At 70.3% G+C, this 17,110-nt stretch carries 17 protein-coding genes; 4 read left to right on the plus strand and 13 right to left on the minus strand.

Annotated elements, in window-relative coordinates:
* Positions 1 to 39: 39 nt before the first annotated feature.
* From C9I47_RS11830 to C9I47_RS11850, 5 genes are all read right to left on the minus strand, one after another.
* Complete coding sequence (locus tag C9I47_RS11830) at positions 40 to 276, minus strand: helix-hairpin-helix domain-containing protein (RefSeq protein ID WP_111266925.1); 237 nt, start codon at positions 274 to 276, stop codon at positions 40 to 42.
* A gap of 6 nt (positions 277 to 282) precedes the next feature.
* The gene (kdsA, locus tag C9I47_RS11835; protein ID WP_111266926.1) at positions 283 to 1,113 is read right to left on the minus strand and encodes a 3-deoxy-8-phosphooctulonate synthase; all 831 of its coding nucleotides are present in this window, start codon (positions 1,111 to 1,113) and stop codon (positions 283 to 285) included.
* 97 nt (positions 1,114 to 1,210) lie between these two features.
* Positions 1,211 to 2,890, minus strand: coding sequence for a CTP synthase (locus C9I47_RS11840; RefSeq protein ID WP_111266927.1), 1,680 nt, complete (start codon positions 2,888 to 2,890; stop codon positions 1,211 to 1,213).
* Between the two features lie 168 nt (positions 2,891 to 3,058).
* On the minus strand, positions 3,059 to 3,322 hold the full coding sequence (locus tag C9I47_RS11845) for a hypothetical protein (RefSeq protein ID WP_111266928.1): 264 nt from the start codon (positions 3,320 to 3,322) through the stop codon (positions 3,059 to 3,061).
* A gap of 130 nt (positions 3,323 to 3,452) precedes the next feature.
* The gene (locus C9I47_RS11850) at positions 3,453 to 3,857 is read right to left on the minus strand and encodes a globin (protein ID WP_111266929.1); all 405 of its coding nucleotides are present in this window, start codon (positions 3,855 to 3,857) and stop codon (positions 3,453 to 3,455) included.
* 216 nt (positions 3,858 to 4,073) lie between these two features.
* Here C9I47_RS11850 and parE point away from each other — a divergent pair, with 216 nt between their 5' ends.
* Entirely contained in the window at positions 4,074 to 5,981 is a 1,908-nt protein-coding gene (gene parE, locus C9I47_RS11855) for a DNA topoisomerase IV subunit B (protein WP_111266930.1), read from the plus strand.
* Positions 5,982 to 6,062: 81 nt separating this feature from the next.
* Here the strand turns inward: parE and C9I47_RS11860 are convergent, their stop codons facing one another.
* Positions 6,063 to 7,010: a LysR substrate-binding domain-containing protein gene (locus C9I47_RS11860; RefSeq protein WP_223250111.1), complete on the minus strand. Its 948-nt coding sequence runs from the start codon at positions 7,008 to 7,010 to the stop codon at positions 6,063 to 6,065.
* Between the two features lie 97 nt (positions 7,011 to 7,107).
* Here C9I47_RS11860 and C9I47_RS11865 point away from each other — a divergent pair, with 97 nt between their 5' ends.
* A complete protein-coding gene (locus C9I47_RS11865) occupies positions 7,108 to 8,181 on the plus strand; it encodes a YeiH family protein (RefSeq protein ID WP_223250112.1) in 1,074 nt (357 codons plus the stop codon).
* Between the two features lie 24 nt (positions 8,182 to 8,205).
* Here C9I47_RS11865 and C9I47_RS11870 read toward each other — a convergent pair whose 3' ends face one another.
* The 6 genes from C9I47_RS11870 to C9I47_RS11895 form a co-directional block, all read right to left on the minus strand.
* A complete protein-coding gene (locus tag C9I47_RS11870) occupies positions 8,206 to 9,093 on the minus strand; it encodes a DMT family transporter (protein WP_223250369.1) in 888 nt (295 codons plus the stop codon).
* A gap of 130 nt (positions 9,094 to 9,223) precedes the next feature.
* Entirely contained in the window at positions 9,224 to 9,997 is a 774-nt protein-coding gene (gene hutG / locus C9I47_RS11875; RefSeq protein WP_111266932.1) for an N-formylglutamate deformylase, read from the minus strand.
* A 38-nt stretch (positions 9,998 to 10,035) separates the two neighbouring features.
* Positions 10,036 to 11,436 carry a glutathione-disulfide reductase gene (gene gorA / locus C9I47_RS11880; protein ID WP_223250113.1) on the minus strand — a complete coding sequence of 467 codons (1,401 nt, stop codon included), beginning with the start codon at positions 11,434 to 11,436 and terminating at the stop codon, positions 10,036 to 10,038.
* Positions 11,437 to 11,515: 79 nt separating this feature from the next.
* Positions 11,516 to 12,772, minus strand: a complete 1,257-nt coding sequence (locus C9I47_RS11885) for an NAD(P)/FAD-dependent oxidoreductase (RefSeq protein WP_111266933.1) — start codon at positions 12,770 to 12,772, stop codon at positions 11,516 to 11,518.
* Between the two features lie 8 nt (positions 12,773 to 12,780).
* Entirely contained in the window at positions 12,781 to 14,049 is a 1,269-nt protein-coding gene (locus tag C9I47_RS11890) for a DUF418 domain-containing protein (RefSeq protein WP_223250114.1), read from the minus strand.
* Between the two features lie 139 nt (positions 14,050 to 14,188).
* Positions 14,189 to 14,680, minus strand: a complete 492-nt coding sequence (locus C9I47_RS11895) for an FKBP-type peptidyl-prolyl cis-trans isomerase (protein ID WP_111266935.1) — start codon at positions 14,678 to 14,680, stop codon at positions 14,189 to 14,191.
* Positions 14,681 to 14,839: 159 nt separating this feature from the next.
* On the opposite strand from C9I47_RS11895, the gene C9I47_RS11900 reads away from it, so the two are divergent.
* Together C9I47_RS11900 and C9I47_RS11905 are read left to right on the plus strand one after the other, a co-directional pair.
* A complete protein-coding gene (locus C9I47_RS11900; protein ID WP_111266936.1) occupies positions 14,840 to 15,403 on the plus strand; it encodes a C40 family peptidase in 564 nt (187 codons plus the stop codon).
* Positions 15,404 to 15,610: 207 nt separating this feature from the next.
* Positions 15,611 to 16,270 carry a C40 family peptidase gene (locus C9I47_RS11905; RefSeq protein ID WP_407067522.1) on the plus strand — a complete coding sequence of 220 codons (660 nt, stop codon included), beginning with the start codon at positions 15,611 to 15,613 and terminating at the stop codon, positions 16,268 to 16,270.
* An 86-nt stretch (positions 16,271 to 16,356) separates the two neighbouring features.
* Here the strand turns inward: C9I47_RS11905 and C9I47_RS11910 are convergent, their stop codons facing one another.
* Entirely contained in the window at positions 16,357 to 17,088 is a 732-nt protein-coding gene (locus tag C9I47_RS11910) for a class I SAM-dependent methyltransferase (RefSeq protein WP_111266937.1), read from the minus strand.
* Between the last annotated feature and the right edge of the window lie 22 nt (positions 17,089 to 17,110).

Below are 17,110 nucleotides of genomic sequence, written 5' to 3' on the forward strand. Positions count from 1 at the left end.
GCTGGGCACGTTCGGCTGGGTACATTCAACCAGGCGCGCTCAACCTGATTCGCGCGCCAGGCGCACGATTGCGGCGATCGAGGCGCGGGCCTGGGGGCTGTTGCGCCAGCAGGTCGCGCCCATGTGGGCGGCGATCTGGGCGCAGACCGCGTCCGGATCGGCATCGCGCAGTCCGGTCAGCGAATGGTAGCCAATCTGCTCGAGCCGGCCGACGACGGTGGCGCCGACCCCGTGCAGGGCCCGCATCGCGTCGCGTTCGTCGTCGGGGAACGGCATCCGCGCTCAGGCCATCTCGAGGAAGCCGGCGCGCTTGCCGACCTCGTCGATCTGCTTGAGGGTCTCCAGCAGCGCGCGCATCTTCGGCAGCGGCCAGGCGTTGGGGCCGTCGGACAGGGCCTTGTCCGGATCCGGATGGGTTTCCATGAAGATGCCGCTGATGCCGACCGCCATCGCCGCGCGCGACAGCACCGGCACGAACTCGCGCTGGCCGCCGCTCTTGCCGCCGGCGCCGCCGGGCAGCTGCACCGAATGGGTCGCGTCGAACACCACCGGGCAGCCGGTGTCGCGCATCACGCTGAGCGAGCGCATGTCGCTGACCAGGTTGTTGTAGCCGAAGCTGGCGCCGCGCTCGCAGACCATGATCTCGCGGTTGCCGGTCGCCAGCGCCTTGTCGGCGACGTGCTTCATCTCCCACGGCGACAGGAACTGGCCCTTCTTGATGTTCACCGGCTTGCCGGCGCGGGCCACGTTCTGGATGAAGTCGGTCTGCCGGCACAGGAATGCCGGCGTCTGCAGCACGTCGACCACCGAGGCGACCTCGTCCAGCGGCGTGTATTCGTGGACGTCGGTCAGCACCGGCACGCCGAGTTGCCTCTTGACCTCGGCCAGCACCTTCAGCCCCTCCTCCATGCCCGGGCCGCGGAATCCCGACACCGAGGTGCGGTTGGCCTTGTCGAAGCTGGACTTGAAGATGAAGGGGATGCCCAGCTCGGAGGTGATCTCCTTCAGCGTCCCGGCGGTGTCGAGCTGCAACTGCATCGACTCGATCACGCACGGCCCGGCGATCAGGAAGAACGGCTTGTCCAGGCCGATGTCAAAACCACACAGTTTCATCGCATTGCTCGCGTAGGGGAGCGGCGTGGGCCGCGATCGTGGATGGCAGGCCGCCACAGGCCGCGGCTGACGCCGCACCCGCGGACCGTCGCGGACTTCACGCGCGCGCTTCCTTCAACAGGGAAGCGCCGGCCTCGCCCTCGCCCTCGCCGGCCTTGTTCTCGCGCGCGGCGCGGATGAAGCCGACGAACAGCGGATGGCCGTCGCGCGGCGTCGACAGGAACTCCGGGTGCGCCTGGCAGGCCAGGAACCACGGATGGCGGTCCTGCGGCAGCTCGACCATCTCGACCAGGGTCTCGTCCAGCGACTTGGCGCTGAACACCAGGCCGGCATTCTCGAGCTGGTTGAGGTAGCGGTTGTTGAACTCGTAGCGATGGCGGTGACGCTCGCCGACGATGTCCTTGCCGTACAGCTTGTGGGCCAGCGTGCCGGGCTTGATCCGCTGCTCCTGCAGGCCCAGGCGCATGGTACCGCCCAGATCGCTGTCCTCGCTGCGCTTCTCGAGCTCGCCGGAGGCGGTGCGCCACTCGGTGATCAGGCCGATCACCGGATGCGCGCAGGTCTTGTCGTTCTCGGTGCTGTTGGCGCCTTCCAGCCCGACCACGTGGCGGGCGTAGTCGACCACCGCCGCCTGCATGCCGTAGCAGATGCCGAAGTAAGGCACCTTGCGCTCGCGGGCGTGGCGGGCGGTCATCACCTTGCCCTCGAAGCCACGGTCGCCGAATCCGCCCGGCACCAGGATGCCGTGGACGCCGTCCAGCGCGCGGGCGCCTTCGCGCTCGACATCGGTGGACTCGATCCACTTCAGGTTGACCCGGGTCCGCTGGCGCAGGCCGCCGTGCTTGAGCGCCTCGCCGACCGACTTGTAGGCGTCCTGGTGATCGACGTACTTGCCGACCACGCCGATGGTGACCTCGTCGACCGGATGCTCGCTGGCGTCCAGCACCGCCTTCCACTCCGACAGGTCCGGCTCGCCGCAGTCCAGCCGCAGGCGCTCGACGATCAGCCCGTCCAGGCCCTGCTCGTGGAAGCGCGACGGCATCCGGTAGATGTTGTCCAGATCGACCGCCGAGATAACCGCGCGCTCGGAGACGTTGGTGAACAGCGCGATCTTGCGGCGCTCGCTGTCCGGCAGCGGCTGCTCGGAGCGGCACAGCAGGATGTCGGGCTGGATGCCGATCGAGCGCAGCTCCTTGACCGAGTGCTGGGTGGGCTTGGTCTTCAGCTCGCCGGCGGCGGCGATCCACGGCACCAGGGTCAGGTGCATGAACAGCGCCTTGTCCGGACCTCGCTCGGTGCGGATCTGGCGGATCGCCTCCAGGAACGGCAGCGACTCGATGTCGCCGACGGTGCCGCCGATCTCGACCAGGCCGATGTCGTAGCCCTCGGTCGCCTCGCCGATGCAGCGCTTGATCTCGTCGGTGATGTGCGGGATCACCTGGACGGTGCCGCCAAGGTAGTCGCCGCGGCGCTCCTTGCGGATCACGTTCTCGTAGATGCGCCCGGTGGTGACCGAGTTCTTGCGGCTCAGGCGGGTGCGCAGGTAGCGCTCGTAGTGGCCCAGGTCCAGGTCGGTCTCGGCGCCGTCGTCGGTGACATAGACCTCACCGTGCTGGAACGGGCTCATCGTGCCCGGGTCGACGTTGATGTAGGGGTCGAGCTTCATCATCGTCACGCGCAGACCGCGCGCTTCGAGGATGGCCGCCAGCGAGGCCGCCGCGATGCCCTTGCCGAGGGAGGACACCACGCCGCCAGTGACGAAGATCAGGGGAGTCATGCGTTTTGCTGTCGCCGGAAAGCCATAGTCTACAGGGTGGAGGTGACGACCGCGACCGTTCGACGGCCGCGCCGCCGAGTCGCGGCCGACTTCACCGGCCAGCGCCGCCTGGCGTTGCCCGTGGCCGGCCGGAACGGCACGGCGGGCCGGGCCCGCGCGCGGTCGGGATCAGGCGCGGTAATCCTCTTCCTCCTCCAGCTCGAGCGGCTGCTCGTCCTCGTCCTCGTCTTCATCCTCGTCGGCAGCCGCCGCGTCCTGATTGGCATCGGCCCTGGCCGGGCCCTGTTGGCCGGCCTGGGCCTCGGCGGCCGCCTGCTCGGCCGCCCGCTTGTCGGCATCGGCCGAGCGGTCGGTCTGCGCGAATGCCAGCGCGATCGCGGTCAGCGCGACCGCCAGCAAGGCCACGGCCAGGGTTCGGATCCGGAATTTCATGTTCTGCCCTCCTGTCGGGGTGGAAGCGCCGCGGGCGGCCGCAGCCACCGGCCGTCTCCCCCGGGCGGCGTCCCAAAGTTACGCCCGGGCGCCGGCACGCGACGTGAACACCGGGCGGACAGCGGCGCGATCAGTAGTGGAAGGTGAAGAACTCGCAGATGTGCCCCATCGCCGAGCGCCAGCGCGCGAGCAGGGCCGGATCGGCGTCCTCGTCGAACTCCTCCACCGCGGTCAGCAGGCTGTCGACCCAGTACGGATACAGCGCCGGCGGCACCGGCGCGCGGCCCTGGCGGGCATGGACCTCGGCCATGTGCGCGCAGGTCCGGGCGACCATCGCGCTGCCGCCGGCATGCAGGATCGCCACGCTGATCCCGCGCCGCAACGCCAGCCGCTGGGTCTGGAAGTCGGTGCGGGCGAACATCGGCTCCACGTCCGGATGGCTGGCCATGAAGATCTCGTAGAAACGCTCGATGAATCCGCGCCGGGCCAGGCAGCGGCCGTAGCTTTGCTGGAGGTCGTTGAAGGTGTCGCTCATGACGGGCTCCGTATCGGTGGCGGGCGAGCTTGCCGGGCCCGGCCACCGCCGCGCTTGACCGCGGTCAAGCGGCCGGCCGGCGGGGCCGATGCCCTAGCACAGCCGGGCCGGTTTGGCGCGGTTGAAATTCCCGCCCCGCCCCCCGACCATCGCTGCACGCACCACCGCAGTCCGACACCCGCGAGCCGAACGGTTCGCCCTGATGAGCCCGCCTCGATGAGTTCCCGCTACAACGCCGCCGATATCGAAGTCCTGTCCGGCCTGGACCCCGTCAAGCGCCGTCCCGGCATGTACACCGATACCGCGCGGCCGAACCATCTGGCCCAGGAGGTGATCGACAACGCGGTCGACGAGGCCCTGGCCGGCCACGCGAAATCGATCGAGATCGTCCTGCATCCGGACGGCAGCTGCGAGGTCGCCGACGACGGTCGCGGCATGCCGGTCGACATCCATCCCGAGGAAGGCATTCCCGGCGTCGAGCTGATCCTGACCCGCCTGCATGCCGGCGGCAAGTTCAGCAACAAGAACTACACCTTCTCCGGCGGCCTGCACGGCGTCGGCGTCAGCGTCGTCAACGCGCTGTCCACGCGGGTCGAGGTCTACATCAAGCGCGACGGCAGCGAGCATCGGATGAGCTTCCGCGACGGCGACCGCGACACCCCGCTGGAGGTGGTCGGCAGCGTCGGCAGGAAGAACACCGGCACCCGCGTGCACTTCTGGCCGGACCCGAAGTATTTCGACACCCCGAAGTTCAACCTGCGCTCGCTCAAGCATCTGCTGCGCGCGAAGGCGGTGCTGTGCCCGGGACTGACGGTGAAGCTGCACGACATCGCCAGCGACGAGAAGCTCGAGTGGCACTACGAGGATGGCCTGCGCGACTACCTGCGCGGCGAACTGGTCGAGCGAGAGCTGCTGCCGCCGGAGCTGTTCGTCGGCAACCTCAGCAAGGACACCGAGACGGTCGACTGGGCGGTGGCCTGGGTGATCGACGGCGAGCTGGTCCAGGAAAGCTACGTCAACCTGATCCCGACCGCCCAGCACGGCACCCACGTCAACGGCCTGCGCACCGGCTTCACCGACGCCCTGCGCGAGTTCTGCGACTTCCGCAACCTGCTGCCGCGCGGGGTCAAGCTGGCCCCCGAGGATGTCTGGGACCGGGTCTCGTTCGTGCTGAGCCTGAAGATGACCGACCCGCAGTTCAGCGGCCAGACCAAGGAGCGGCTGTCCTCGCGCCAGGCCGCCGGCTTCGTCGAGGGCGCCGCGCACGATGCCTTCAGCCTGTGGCTGAACCAGCACGTCGAACTCGGCGAGAAGATCGCCCAGTTGGCGATCGAGCGCGCCTCGGCGCGACTGAAGACCGAAAAGCAGGTCACCCGCAAGAAGGTCACCCAGGGCCCCGCCCTGCCCGGCAAGCTGGCCGACTGCACCAGCCAGGACCTGTCGCGTACCGAGCTGTTCCTGGTCGAGGGCGACTCCGCCGGTGGCAGCGCCAAGCAGGCGCGCGACAAGGAGTTCCAGGCGATCATGCCGTTGCGCGGCAAGATCCTGAACACCTGGGAGGTCGCCTCCGGCAGCGTGCTCGCCTCACAGGAAGTGCACGACCTGGCGGTGGCGATCGGCTGCGACCCGGGCAAGGACGACATCGGCGGCCTGCGCTACGGCAAGGTGATCATCCTCGCCGACGCCGACTCCGACGGTCTGCACATCGCGACCCTGCTGTCGGCGCTGTTCCTGAAGCATTTCCCGGCCCTGGTCGCGGCCGGCCACGTGTTCGTGGCGATGCCGCCGCTGTTCCGCGTCGACCTGGGCAAGCAGGTGTTCTACGCCCTCGACGAGGAGGAGAAGCGGATCCTGCTGGAGAAGATCGAGCGCGAGAAGGCGGAGAAGAAGAAGGGCTCCGCCGGCGCGGTCAGCGTGACCCGCTTCAAGGGCCTGGGCGAGATGAACCCCTCGCAGTTGCGCGAGTCGACCATCCACCCCGATACCCGCCGCCTGGTCCAGCTGACCGTCGAGGATGCCGAGGGCACCCGCTCGCTGATGGACATGCTGCTGGGCAAGAAGCGCGCCTCCGACCGCAAGGCGTGGCTGGAAACCAAGGGCGACCTGGCGACCCTGGAGGTCTGAGCCCTCGCAGGGTTCCCGTAGAAGCGGCGCAAGCCGCGATCGGACCTTCCCTGAAAAGCGTCATCGCGGCTTGCGCCGCTCCTACGGGTCCGCGCGGACGTCCACTTCGGCGGCCCCCGGCGCCAATGCATCCAGGAACGCCGACAACACCCGGTCGCGGTGCTTGTCGCGATGCACGACCACGCTCAGCCAGCGATCCAGCTGCAGGAACGGCGTGTCGAGCACCACGATGCCCGCACCGGCCGCGCCCCGCAGCGCGATCTCCGGCAGGCAGGCCAGGCCCAGCCCGGCCATCACCGCCTGCTTGACCGCCTCGTTCTGGCCCAGCTCGATCGCGACCTCGAACGGCCCCAACGCCGACGCCGCGGCCTGCTCGAAGCGCTCGCGGCTGGCCGAGCCGGGTTCGCGCAGCACCCAGCGCTCGCCATGCAGGGCATCCGCCGTCAACGCGCGCCCGGCCAGCGGATGGCCGTCGCGGGCGCAGACCACCAGGCGATCGCGGCGCCAACGCCGCTCGACCAGCTCGGGGCGATGGGTCGCGCCCTCGACCACGCCGACGTCGATCGCGAACCGGCACAGCGCGTCGGCGATCGTCGCAGTGTTATCGACCTGCAGGCGGATGCGCACGCCCGGATGGGCCTGCACGAAGCCGCCGAGCAGGTCGGCGACCAGGTAGTTGCCGACCGTGTTGCTGGCGCCGATGCGCAGCTCGCCGGCCAGCTGACCGCCATCGGGACCGAACTGGCGCTGGATCTCGACGACCCGTGCCAGCACGTCCTCGGCCCGGGGCAGCAGCGCGCGGCCCTGGCCGTTCAACTGCAGGCCACGCCCGACCCGGTCGAACAGCGGCGCCCCCAATTGCCGTTCCAGCTCGGCCAGCGAAGCGCTGACCGCCGACTGGCTCAGGTGCAGGACCTCGGCGGCGCGGCGGACCCCGCCCTCGCGCGCGACCGCGCAGAACACCCGCAACTGGCGGGTACCGATCGCCGCAGGCAGGGGCGCGGCGGATGCCATGGGAGTGGCGGCCATCGAACACACCCGTTAGTTCTGAAATTACGAACATCATATTCGTAATAATTTGATTTTATCGATCAGTGATCGCGCCTAGAGTGCGCCCATCACGCCAATGGGCCACACCATGTTCCGCCGCCTGCTCCCCCAAGCCTCCCCCCTGCCCGGCCTGGCCCTGGCCCTGCTCTGCGGTCTGGCCGCGATGGCCCTGGCAACCTTGCCGCCGTTTCCGCAACTGCATCTGGGCGGGCTGACCCTGGCGATCGTGCTGGGCCTGCTGGTCGGCAAGCTGGTCCTGGAGCCGTCCACCGCGGCCGGCCGCCGGGACCGGCGGCTGGGACCGGCCTGCGCACCGGGGCTGGCGGTGGCGCAACGGCAGTGGCTGCGCGCGGGCGTGGTGCTGTACGGGCTGCGGCTGGATCTGGGCGACGTGCTCGCGCTGGGCGCGCCGGTGCTGCTGCTGGACGCGACGATCGTGGTCGGCACGCTGGCCCTCGGGCTTTGGATCGGCCGGCGCTGGCTGCGGCTGGACCGGCAGACCGTGCTGCTGACCGCCGCCGGCAGCGCGATCTGCGGCGCCGCCGCGGTGCTGGCGACCGAGCGCAGCCTGCGCGCGCAGCCGCACAAGGTCGCGATCGCGGTGGCGACGGTGGTCGTGTTCGGCACCCTCAACATCTTCCTGTACCCGTTGCTGCAGCAGTGGACCGGCCTGGAGCCGCGGCTGTTCGGCGTCTACACCGGCGCGACCGTGCACGAGGTCGCCCAGGTGGTCGCGATCGGTCAGCAGGTCGGCGGCGAGGCCGCCGACACCGCGGTCGTGGTCAAGCTGGCGCGGGTGTTGTTGCTGGTGCCGTTCCTGCTGTGGCTGGGCTGGAGCGACCGCCGTCGCGAGCGTGGGCGTGCCGCCGATGCCGGCCCCGGCGGCGTGCTCGCCAGCGTGCCGTGGTTCGCGCTGGGCTTCGTCGCGATGACCGTGGCCAACACCTGGCTGCCGATACCGGCCGCACTGCGCGACGCGCTGCTGGTCCTCGACACCGTGCTGCTGGCGGCGGCGATGGCGGCGCTGGGCGTCGGCACCCGCGTGTCCAGCCTCAAGGTCGCCGGACCGCGCCCGCTGGCCCTGGCCGGCCTGCTGTTCCTGTTCCTGACCCTCGGCGGCTACGGCCTGACCGTGTGGTTGCTGGGCTGAACGCCGGTTCGCGGGCGCCGCGGCTCAGGCGCGGCGACGCCCGACCAGGAACACCCCGGCCAACACCAGCACGGTGCCGGCGATCTGCCAGGGCCCCATCGACTCGCCCAGCAACAGCACGCTCAGCACGATCGTCGAGACCGGGCCGATCATGCCGATCTGGGCGGCGCGCGCCGAGCCGATCCGCGCCACCGCCATCATCACCGCGAGCACCGGCAATACCGTGCACACGGTGCCGTTGAGCAACGACAGCCCGTAGACCTCCGGCGCCAGCGTCAACAGCCCGTCGAGTGGGCGCAGCAGCAGGTACTGGACGATGCAGAACACGCAGGCGACGGTGCTGGCGTAGGCGGTCAGCCGCACCGCCCCGACCCGCTCGACGATCTCGCCGCTGCCGATCAGGTAGAGCGCGTACGACAACGCGCTGCCGAACACCAGCGCACTGCCGAGCACGATGTTGCTGCCGCCGACCTCCAGGTCGTGCCCGATCGCCAGCACCACGCCGGCGTAGCTGACCAGCAACGCGAGCACCTGGGCCCGGCTGGCGCGGCGGCCGAGGAACAGCACGCCGATCAGCAGCACCAGGGTCGGATTGAGATAGAGGATCAACCGCTCCAGGGTCGCGGTGATGTGGGCCAGACCGGCGAAATCGAGATAGCTGGCCAGGTAGTAGCCCAGCCCGCCGAGCACGACGATGCGCACGCGGTCGCCGCCCGACAACGACGACGAGCGCCGCCACGCCCACGCGGCCATCAGCAAGAACAGCGGCAGCGCGACGATCATCCGCAGCGCCAGCAGGGTCACCGCGTCGACGTCGTGGCGGTAGGCGAGCTTGACGATGATCGCCTTGCCGGAAAACGCGATCGCACCCAGCGCCGCCAGCAGCACACCGCGCAGGTGGCTCTGGGGAATCTCGGCATGGGTCGCGGCGACCGCCTCGCCGGCGCCGGCCGCGACCGGCGCGACGTCCAGGGGCTGGGCCAGTTCGGCGTCGACCTCGTGTTCGGGGTCGGCGCCGCTCACGCGCGCGCGCCGGCGCGTGTCAGAGCGTGCATTCGAGCAGGCGCCGCAGCAGCGGTTGCAGGCGCGCGGCGCGCTCCGGGGCGTACTCGAAGCTGTCCTCGTCCATGTAGTTGATCTGGGCCAGCTCCAGTTGCACCGCGTCGATGCCATCGTCGGGGCGACCGTAGTGGCGGGTGATGTAGCCGCCCTTGAAGCGTCCGTTGACGATGTGGCTGTAGTCGGATTGCCCGGTCAGCACCGCCTCCAGCTTCGCCGCCAGTCCGGGACGGCAGCTGGCGCCGCCGGCGGTGCCCAGGTTGAGGTCGGGCAGCCGCCCCTCGAACAGGAACGGCACCACGCTGCGGATCGAGTGGCCTTCCCACAGCACCGCGCGACCGTGCTCGCTCTTGAGCCGGGCGAGCTCCTCGCCCAGCGCCTGGTGGTAGGGCTGCCAGTAGTGGCGCACGCGCGCGGCGACCTCGTCCGCGTCCGGCGCCTGGCCGTCGAGATAGACCGGCTCGCCGTCGAAGCGCACCGCCGGACACAGCCCGGTGGTGTTCTGGCCCGGATACAGCGACACGTCGTCCGGCGGGCGGTTGAGGTCGACCACGTAGCGCGAATGACGCGGCGCCAGGATCGAGGCGCCCAGCTCGCGGGCAAACGCGTACAGCACCGAGACGTGCCAGTCGGTGTCGGGCGCGCGGCGCGCCGGCGGCGTCATCCGCGCGGCGAGATCGTCGGGAATCAGGCTGCCGTCGTGCGGCAGGCTGATCAGCAGCGGCGCGTCGCCGCGATGCAGGGTAAAGATGTCCATCGGCGTATTTTAGCGGCCCTGTGCCGCAGAGCCTCGCCTCAGCGCAACAGCACGATCTCCTCGGCGCTGGTCGGATGGATCGCGACGGTATCGTGCAGGTCCTGCAGGGTGATGCCCTTCTTCAGCGCCACCGCGAAGCCCTGCAGGATCTCGTCGGCGGCCTCGCCGAGCAGGTGCAGGCCGACCACCCGGCGCTCCTCGCCGACGCAGACCAGCTTGAACAGGCTGCGTTGCGGACCGTCGACCAGGGCCTCCAGCATCGGCCGGAAGCCGGTGCGGTAGACATGCACCGCGGCATCGCCGTGACGCTCGCGCGCCTGCACCTCGGTCAACCCGACCGTGCCCAGCGGCGGATGCGAGAACACCACCGTCGGCACGTCGGTCTGATCCAGCGAGGGGTCGGCGGCGCCGCCGAACAGGTGGCTCATCAGCCGTCGCGCGGCGGCGATCGCGACCGGAGTCAGGGCAATCCCGGCGGTCACATCACCGACCGCGTGGATGCCCGGCGCGGAGGTCGCATGACCGGCATCGACGCGGATGTGGCCGCCGTCGTCGATGTCGACGCCGACCGCGTCCAGTCCCAGTCCGGCGGTGTTCGGCGCGCGTCCGGTCGCGAACAGCACCTGGTCGTAGGGGCCGTGCTCGCCACCGGCGGCATCGCGTACCCGCAGGCGGCCTTCGCCAGTGCGCTCCAGGGCCGCGACCGGACAATCCAGGTGCAGGCGGACCCCGGCCTGGCAATAGTCCTCGGCCAGTTGCCCGGCGATCGACGCGTCGAAACCGTGCAGCAGGCGTTCGCCGCGCACCAGCATCTCGACATGGCTGCCCAGCTGTTGCAGCACGCCGGCCAGCTCCACCGCGATGTAACCGCCGCCGACGATCGCCACCCGTTGCGGGGCCGCGGTCCAGTGAAAGAAGTCGTCCGACACCGCGCCCAGCGGCGCCCCCGGGATGTCCGGGCGCAGCGCATGGCCGCCGGTGGCGATCAGGATCCGCGGTGCCTGCAGGCGCAGGCCGTTGTCGCACTCGACCGTGCCGCCGCCCGCCGCGGCGCGGGCGAGCAGCCGCGCGCGGCTGGGCATGTGGACGATGCCGGCCGCATCCAGGCGGCGCCGGTAGCTCTGGTGGATGTTGTGGATGTAGCGCTCGCGATGAGCGATGAAGGTCGGCCAGTCCAGTCGGCCCGGCGCGCCCTGGAAACCGAGCGTTTCCGCCATGCCGATCATGCGGCCGACCTCGGCGGCCAGCCACATCGCCTTCTTCGGCACGCAGCCGACGTTGACGCAGGTGCCGCCCAGCGCCGACGGCTCCAGCAGCGCGACCCGGGCGCCGTGCTCGGCGGCGCGGAACGCCCCGGCCAGGCCACCGGAACCGCCGCCGATCACGATCAGGTCGAATTCGCCCGCGGCGCAGGCGGCGGATTCGGTGGACTCGGACACGACGGCCTCGCGATGGCAACAGGGAGAGGCTTCTTTCTACCAGCCGCGCGTCCCGGCGGGCACCCCTTATTGGCCACGCTCAGCGGACGAAGCGTTCCATCCGGAATGGTGCCGGGTCCAGCGCCGGCGTGCGTCCCATCATCAGATCGGACAGCAGTTGCGCGGTCGCCGCGCTCATGCTCACGCCCATCATGCCGTGCCCGGTCGCCAGCCACAGTCCGTCGCGCCCCGGCACCGCACCGATCACCGGCACGTCGTCGCGGCTCATCGGCCGCCACCCGTACCAGCGCTCCTGCACCTGCGGGCCGACCGGGTCGTGCAGATATTCGGCCGCGCCGCGCTCCAGCGCCGCCAGCCGACGCGGATTGAGCGAAGTGTCGTAGCCGGAGAACTCCATCGTGCTGCCCAGGCGGAAGCCCTGTTCCCATACGGTCACGCAGACCGAGCGCTCGTGCAGCACCAGCGGGCGCCGCGGCACCCGCGCCGGACGGCTGTAGGTGATCGAGTAGCCCTTGCCCGGCTGCAGCACGCGCTTGAGCATCGGCACCCCGAACGCATCGGCACGTTGCGGCGACCAGGCGCCGGTCGCCACCACCACGTCGCGCGCCTGCACGGCGCCCTGCGCGGTCTCCACGCGCACCCGCCGACCGGCCTCGATCGCGCTCACCTCGCAGTGCTCGCGAATCGTGCCGCCGCGTTCGCGCACCGCCCGCGCCAGTTCGGCCACGTAACGGTCCGGCCGCAGCGAGGCGTCGCCGTCGAAACGGATCGCGCCGGCGATGCCGGGCTTGAGCGCCGGCTCCATCGTCTCGTAGGCGGCGCCGTCGAGCACCTCGACCGGCACGCCCAGCTCGCGCAGCAATTCGACCTCGCGCAGCCCGTGTTCGAGCTCGCGCGGATCGCGGAACACGTAGTCCTCGCCGGAGGGCTGGAACTCGCACTGCAGACCGAAGCGCGACACCCAGTCCTCGATGCGCGCGCGCGAGTCGTTCAGCATCGCGCCCTTGGCGGCCGCGCTGGCGCGCCAGTCGCGCTCGTTGCAGCGTGCGGCGAAGTGCAGCAGCCAGCGCCACAGCAGCGGATTGATTCCCGGCTTGACGTACAGCGGCGCGTCCGGGGTGAACATCCACTTCAACGCGGTCGCGACCATGCCTGGCGCGGCCAGCGGCGGCGCGTGGCTGGGGGTGATCGTGCCGCAGTTGCCATGCGAGCTGCCGCCGCCGATGCGGCCGGCGTCGATCACGGTCGCTCCGCGCCCGGATTCGAGCAGGGCCAGTGCCGACGCCAGGCCGATCACGCCCGCGCCCACGATCACGACGTCTTCGTGCTGTGTCATCGATGCTTTCAGGAAATCACGTCAGGGGAGGAAGCGGGCCGCCGCAGCGGCGGCAGGGCCCGGTAGCTCAGGCCACGCCACAACCACTCGACGGGCCCGAAACGGAAGCGTGCCATCCACAGATAGGCGATGACCAGCTGCGCGGCGAACACCGCCAGCACGCCGGCGACCTGCGCACCGCGACCGACCTCGCCCCACAGGCCCAGGCCGTAGCCATAGAACACCCAGGTGCCGATCAGCGACTGCATCAGGTACAGGCTCAGCGCCATCCGTCCGGCCGGCGCCAGCATTCGCAACCAGCGCCCGTCGCGCCGCATCGCGAGCACCACCCAGCCGAGATACCCCAGGCTCAGCAACGGCGCGCCCGCCGCCTGCAGCGTCATCGCCAGCAGCGCGGCGGCGTCCAGGTCGCTGGCCAGGTCAGGGGCCGGATCGATCGCCACGCCAGCCAGGGTCAGCGCCAGGCCCACCGGCGCCGCGGCGCGGACGAAGCCGCGGAACAGGCGCGAATGCGCGGTCGCATCGCCGGCGCCGCTCATGGCGCCACTGCCCACCAGCCAAGCGCCGAACAGGAACACGCCCAGCGCCATCGGCAGGAAGAACAGCATGTCGCCGAGGCTGTCGAGCAGGAACCGGATCCGGAACAACGTCGCCGCCGCATAGCTGCCGGCCGAATAGGCGGCGACCTCCCGATCCCGCAGCGCGACCTGCATGGCCTGTCCGGCCGGATCGGCGTCGCCGCCGCCGGCCAGCGCGACCGTCAGCGCCATCAGCCCCAGCAACACGACCACCGAGTAGTACAGGCCGGCGCCCCACAACCACAGCCGGGCCGGTGCGATCCATTGCAGACAGGCCAACAGCACGAATGCCGCCAGCGCATAGCTGACCAGGATGTCGCCGGCCCAGATCAGGCAGGCATGCACCAGTCCAATCGCCAGCAGCCCCGCGGTCCGGCGCAGGTAGAACGGCGCGAAGGCGCGACCGGCCGCCTGCGCACGCGCCCGCATCACCGCGAAGCCCATGCCGAACAGCAACGAGAACAGCACCCAGAACTTGCCGCTGACCAGGATGTAGATCGCCGCGTCCAGCCACAGGTCGATACCGCTGGCGGCCGGATCGATGCCATCGACACGCGCGACCAGCGGCAGGCTGAACCACTCGACGTTCATCAGCGCGATGCCCAGCAGCGCCAGCCCGCGCAGCACGTCCAGCGTCGCGATCCGCTCCTGCCGTGTCAGCGGCGCCCAGTCGTTCGCCATCCCGGGGCCTGCGCCCATCTGCATCGCTCTGTAGCGTCCGGAGCCGCGAGTGTAGACGGCGGCGCCCGCCCACGGCGATACCGACCATGGCCGCAACGCCGACGGCCCGCGCGAGGCGGGCCGTCGGATGCTGCGCGGATGCCGCTCAGGGGCGTAATCAGTGCTCGACGCCGCCCTCGCCGTGCACGTGGCCGTGCTCGACTTCCTCGGCACTGGCCTCGCGGACCTCGACGATCTCCACCGCGAAGTGCAGGTCCTTGCCCGCCATCGGGTGGTTCAGATCGACATCGACCACGCTCATGCCGACCTTGACGATGGTCACCGCGCGCGGGCCGAAGTTGGTCTGCAGGATCGCCTGCATGCCCGGAGCGACCTTCTGGCCCTTGAAGTACTTCTTCGGCACGCGCTGGGTCAGGCCTTCCTTGATCTCGCCGTAGGCGTCGGCCGCGGCCACGTCGACCTCGAACGTATCGCCGGCCTCGCGCCCGTCCATTGCCTGCTCAAGACCCGGAATGATGTTGTTGTGACCGACCAGGATCACCAGCGGATCGCGGCCCTGGGAGCTTTCCAGCGGTTCCTGGCCCTCGGACACCGGGCTTTCGGAGACGGTGTAATGGAAACGGACGACGCGGTCTTTCTCGATCTTCATGGACTGGGCGACTCGATTGCAGGGCCGCACGGACGGCGACCGGATGGAAGACGTGGTCCCGGCCATGGCGCGCCCGCAGGCCGCCCGCCGGAACGGTGGATCGGCGACGGATCCGCAGCGGAACTTGTCGCCGTCGCGTCCAGCGGCCAAGCTACGGCCATGGACAGGACCGCGCATTATCCCGGCAACGCCACGCCCGCGCCAGCAATCCGGCGCGCGACCCTGCTGCTCGGCGCCGTGCTGGCCACCGCCCTCGCCGGCTGTGGCGGCGGCGACCGGACGCGCGCGACCCAGCCCGCGCCGGCGGGCGCTCGCGACTGGGCGGTGGTGACGCCTGAGGACCCGGCCGCGGCCAACGCGGTACTGATGCGGGCGATCAGCCTGGTCGGCACCCCGTACCGCTACGGCGGCAACACCCCCGACGGCGGCTTCGACTGCAGCGGCCTGGTCAACTATGTCTATCGCGACATGCTCGATCTGCGCCTGCCGCGCACCTCCAGCCAGTTGGCTGCCTACCAGGGCCCGAAGATCAGTCCGTCGCGGCTGGCCGCGGCCGACCTGGTGTTCTTCGGCAGCCGCGGCCGGGTCACCCACGTCGGCATCTATGTCGGCGAAGGCCGTTTCGTGCATGCGCCAAGCACCGGCGGCACAGTGCGCCTGGACCATCTGGACGGCGCCTACTGGCGCGACCACTACACCGGTGCCCGCCGCGTTCTGGAATGACCGCCCCCGGTCAACGGCGCCGGAAAACGGGACGCAGACCACGTCCGCAGATCAAAATGTGACAATCAGCGTGACACTTAACTTATTTTTTACAAATTATGAACTTCTGTGTCCCAATTCACGGGCAATATCGCTCCGATTCAATTCAGTGATCGCCGCGTGAATTTCGACGTTTCCGGACCCGACCCCGACTCCGCCCGTCCCGGTCTGACCCTCAACCGCCCCACGCGGCTCCCGCTCCGCCTCGCTCTGACCGCCCTGCTGGCGGCCGCGTCGTTGCCGACGCTGGCCCAGCAGTTGCCGACCTCGTCGCTGGCCGGCGACTCGGCCGACCTGCCCTCGGCGGTGACCCGGCCGATGCTGCCCGAGGCGATGGGCGCCTCCGATCGCGGCCTGCTGCTGGCCACCGACATCAACCGCCTGCTCGCCGCCTCCGCGCCGACCCGCGACGAGGCCGAGAACGGTCAACCGGTCGAGGACAAGGACGGCCGCGTCCGCAACCTGCTGCAGAAGGCGCTGGCCCTGCTCGGCACGCCCTATCGCTGGGGCGGCACCAGCCCCGACAAGGGCTTCGACTGCAGCGGCCTGGTCGGCTACGTGTTCCGCAACGCGCTGGGCATCGAGCTGCCGCGGGTGTCACGCGACATGGCCCGCAACGGCCAGGTCGTCGAGGACCGCGAGCAGATCACCGCCGGCGACCTGGTGTTCTTCGGCCGCCGCGGCCGCGTCGACCACGTCGGCATCTATCTCGGCGAGGGCCGCTTCGTGCACGCCCCCAGCCGCGGCAAGACGGTCAGCGTCGCCCGCCTCGACAGCGGTTACTGGAGCCGCAAGTTCATGCAGGCCCGGCGCGTCGAAGGCATCTGAACGACCACCTCCAGAGCTGATGCAAAGGCCGCCTGCGAGCGGCCTTTTCGCATTCCGCCGCCGCAACTGGAATCGCGGCACGGGCGTCAGCGCTTGCGGGCCGAGACCAGCAGCAGCATCGGCCGCTCCATTTCCTCCGCCAATGCCGGCTCGCGCTCGATCTGCCCGGGCGTGGGCGCGAACTCCTCGACCCGACTCACCTCCAGGCCTGCACCGATCAGGGTATTGAGGGTCGTGGCCAGGGTCCGGTGATGTTTCAAGACACCGCTGGCGAACCAGTCGGTGCAGCGCTCGCCTTCGCGCGCATAGCCGTCCACCGGCCAGCTCCTGCGACCGTCCTCGTCCACGATCCAACCCGGCCGCGCGGACGCCATGAAGATCGGGTGTTCGATGCTGAAGACCAGGTCGCCGCCCGGGACCAGCGCCGCCTGGAGCATGCCGACCAGGCGCCCGAAGTCGCGCACGTAATGAAAGGCCAGCGCGCTGTAGACCAGATCGAATGCCGCGGCGGGCAGGGACAGGGTCTCCAGGTCGGCCCGGCGATACTCGATGCCCCGATCGTCGGTGTCGGCCCGCGCTCGAGCGAGCATGTTCCGCGAGAGGTCGACCGCCAGTACCGACGCCGCCCCGTGCCCGCGCATCCAGCGCGAGGCCCAACCGAATCCACAGCCCAGGTCGGCGACGCGCTTGCCGGCCAGTGCCGGCAGCATCGCACGGATCGCCGGCCACTCCGGCGCGCCCCCCAGGCCATGCACCTGCCGGGGCAGGCCACTGTAGCCGTCGAAGAAGTCGGGGTCGTCGTAGATGTTCTGCGACATGGGGTCTCCACGGATGGGGGCG

Source organism: Marilutibacter maris, from assembly GCF_003233695.1.
In the GTDB taxonomy this organism is placed as follows: Bacteria; Pseudomonadota; Gammaproteobacteria; order Xanthomonadales; family Xanthomonadaceae; genus Marilutibacter; species Marilutibacter maris.

Excerpts from the sequence above, each read along its gene's own strand:
- C9I47_RS11830 (WP_111266925.1), bottom strand. The coding sequence starts at position 276 with ATGCCGTTCCCCGACGACGAACGCGACGCGATGCGGGCCCTGCACGGG.
- C9I47_RS11845 (WP_111266928.1), bottom strand. The coding sequence starts at position 3,322 with ATGAAATTCCGGATCCGAACCCTGGCCGTGGCCTTGCTGGCGGTCGCG.
- C9I47_RS11865 (WP_223250112.1), top strand. The coding sequence starts at position 7,108 with ATGGGCCACACCATGTTCCGCCGCCTGCTCCCCCAAGCCTCCCCCCTG.
- C9I47_RS11910 (WP_111266937.1), bottom strand. The coding sequence starts at position 17,088 with ATGTCGCAGAACATCTACGACGACCCCGACTTCTTCGACGGCTACAGT.
- kdsA (WP_111266926.1), bottom strand. The coding sequence starts at position 1,113 with ATGAAACTGTGTGGTTTTGACATCGGCCTGGACAAGCCGTTCTTCCTG.
- C9I47_RS11850 (WP_111266929.1), bottom strand. The coding sequence starts at position 3,857 with ATGAGCGACACCTTCAACGACCTCCAGCAAAGCTACGGCCGCTGCCTG.
- C9I47_RS11840 (WP_111266927.1), bottom strand. The coding sequence starts at position 2,890 with ATGACTCCCCTGATCTTCGTCACTGGCGGCGTGGTGTCCTCCCTCGGC.
- C9I47_RS11900 (WP_111266936.1), top strand. The coding sequence starts at position 14,840 with ATGGACAGGACCGCGCATTATCCCGGCAACGCCACGCCCGCGCCAGCA.
- C9I47_RS11885 (WP_111266933.1), bottom strand. The coding sequence starts at position 12,772 with ATGACACAGCACGAAGACGTCGTGATCGTGGGCGCGGGCGTGATCGGC.
- C9I47_RS11895 (WP_111266935.1), bottom strand. The coding sequence starts at position 14,680 with ATGAAGATCGAGAAAGACCGCGTCGTCCGTTTCCATTACACCGTCTCC.
- C9I47_RS11890 (WP_223250114.1), bottom strand. The coding sequence starts at position 14,049 with ATGGGCGCAGGCCCCGGGATGGCGAACGACTGGGCGCCGCTGACACGG.
- C9I47_RS11860 (WP_223250111.1), bottom strand. The coding sequence starts at position 7,010 with ATGGCCGCCACTCCCATGGCATCCGCCGCGCCCCTGCCTGCGGCGATC.
- parE (WP_111266930.1), top strand. The coding sequence starts at position 4,074 with ATGAGTTCCCGCTACAACGCCGCCGATATCGAAGTCCTGTCCGGCCTG.
- hutG (WP_111266932.1), bottom strand. The coding sequence starts at position 9,997 with ATGGACATCTTTACCCTGCATCGCGGCGACGCGCCGCTGCTGATCAGC.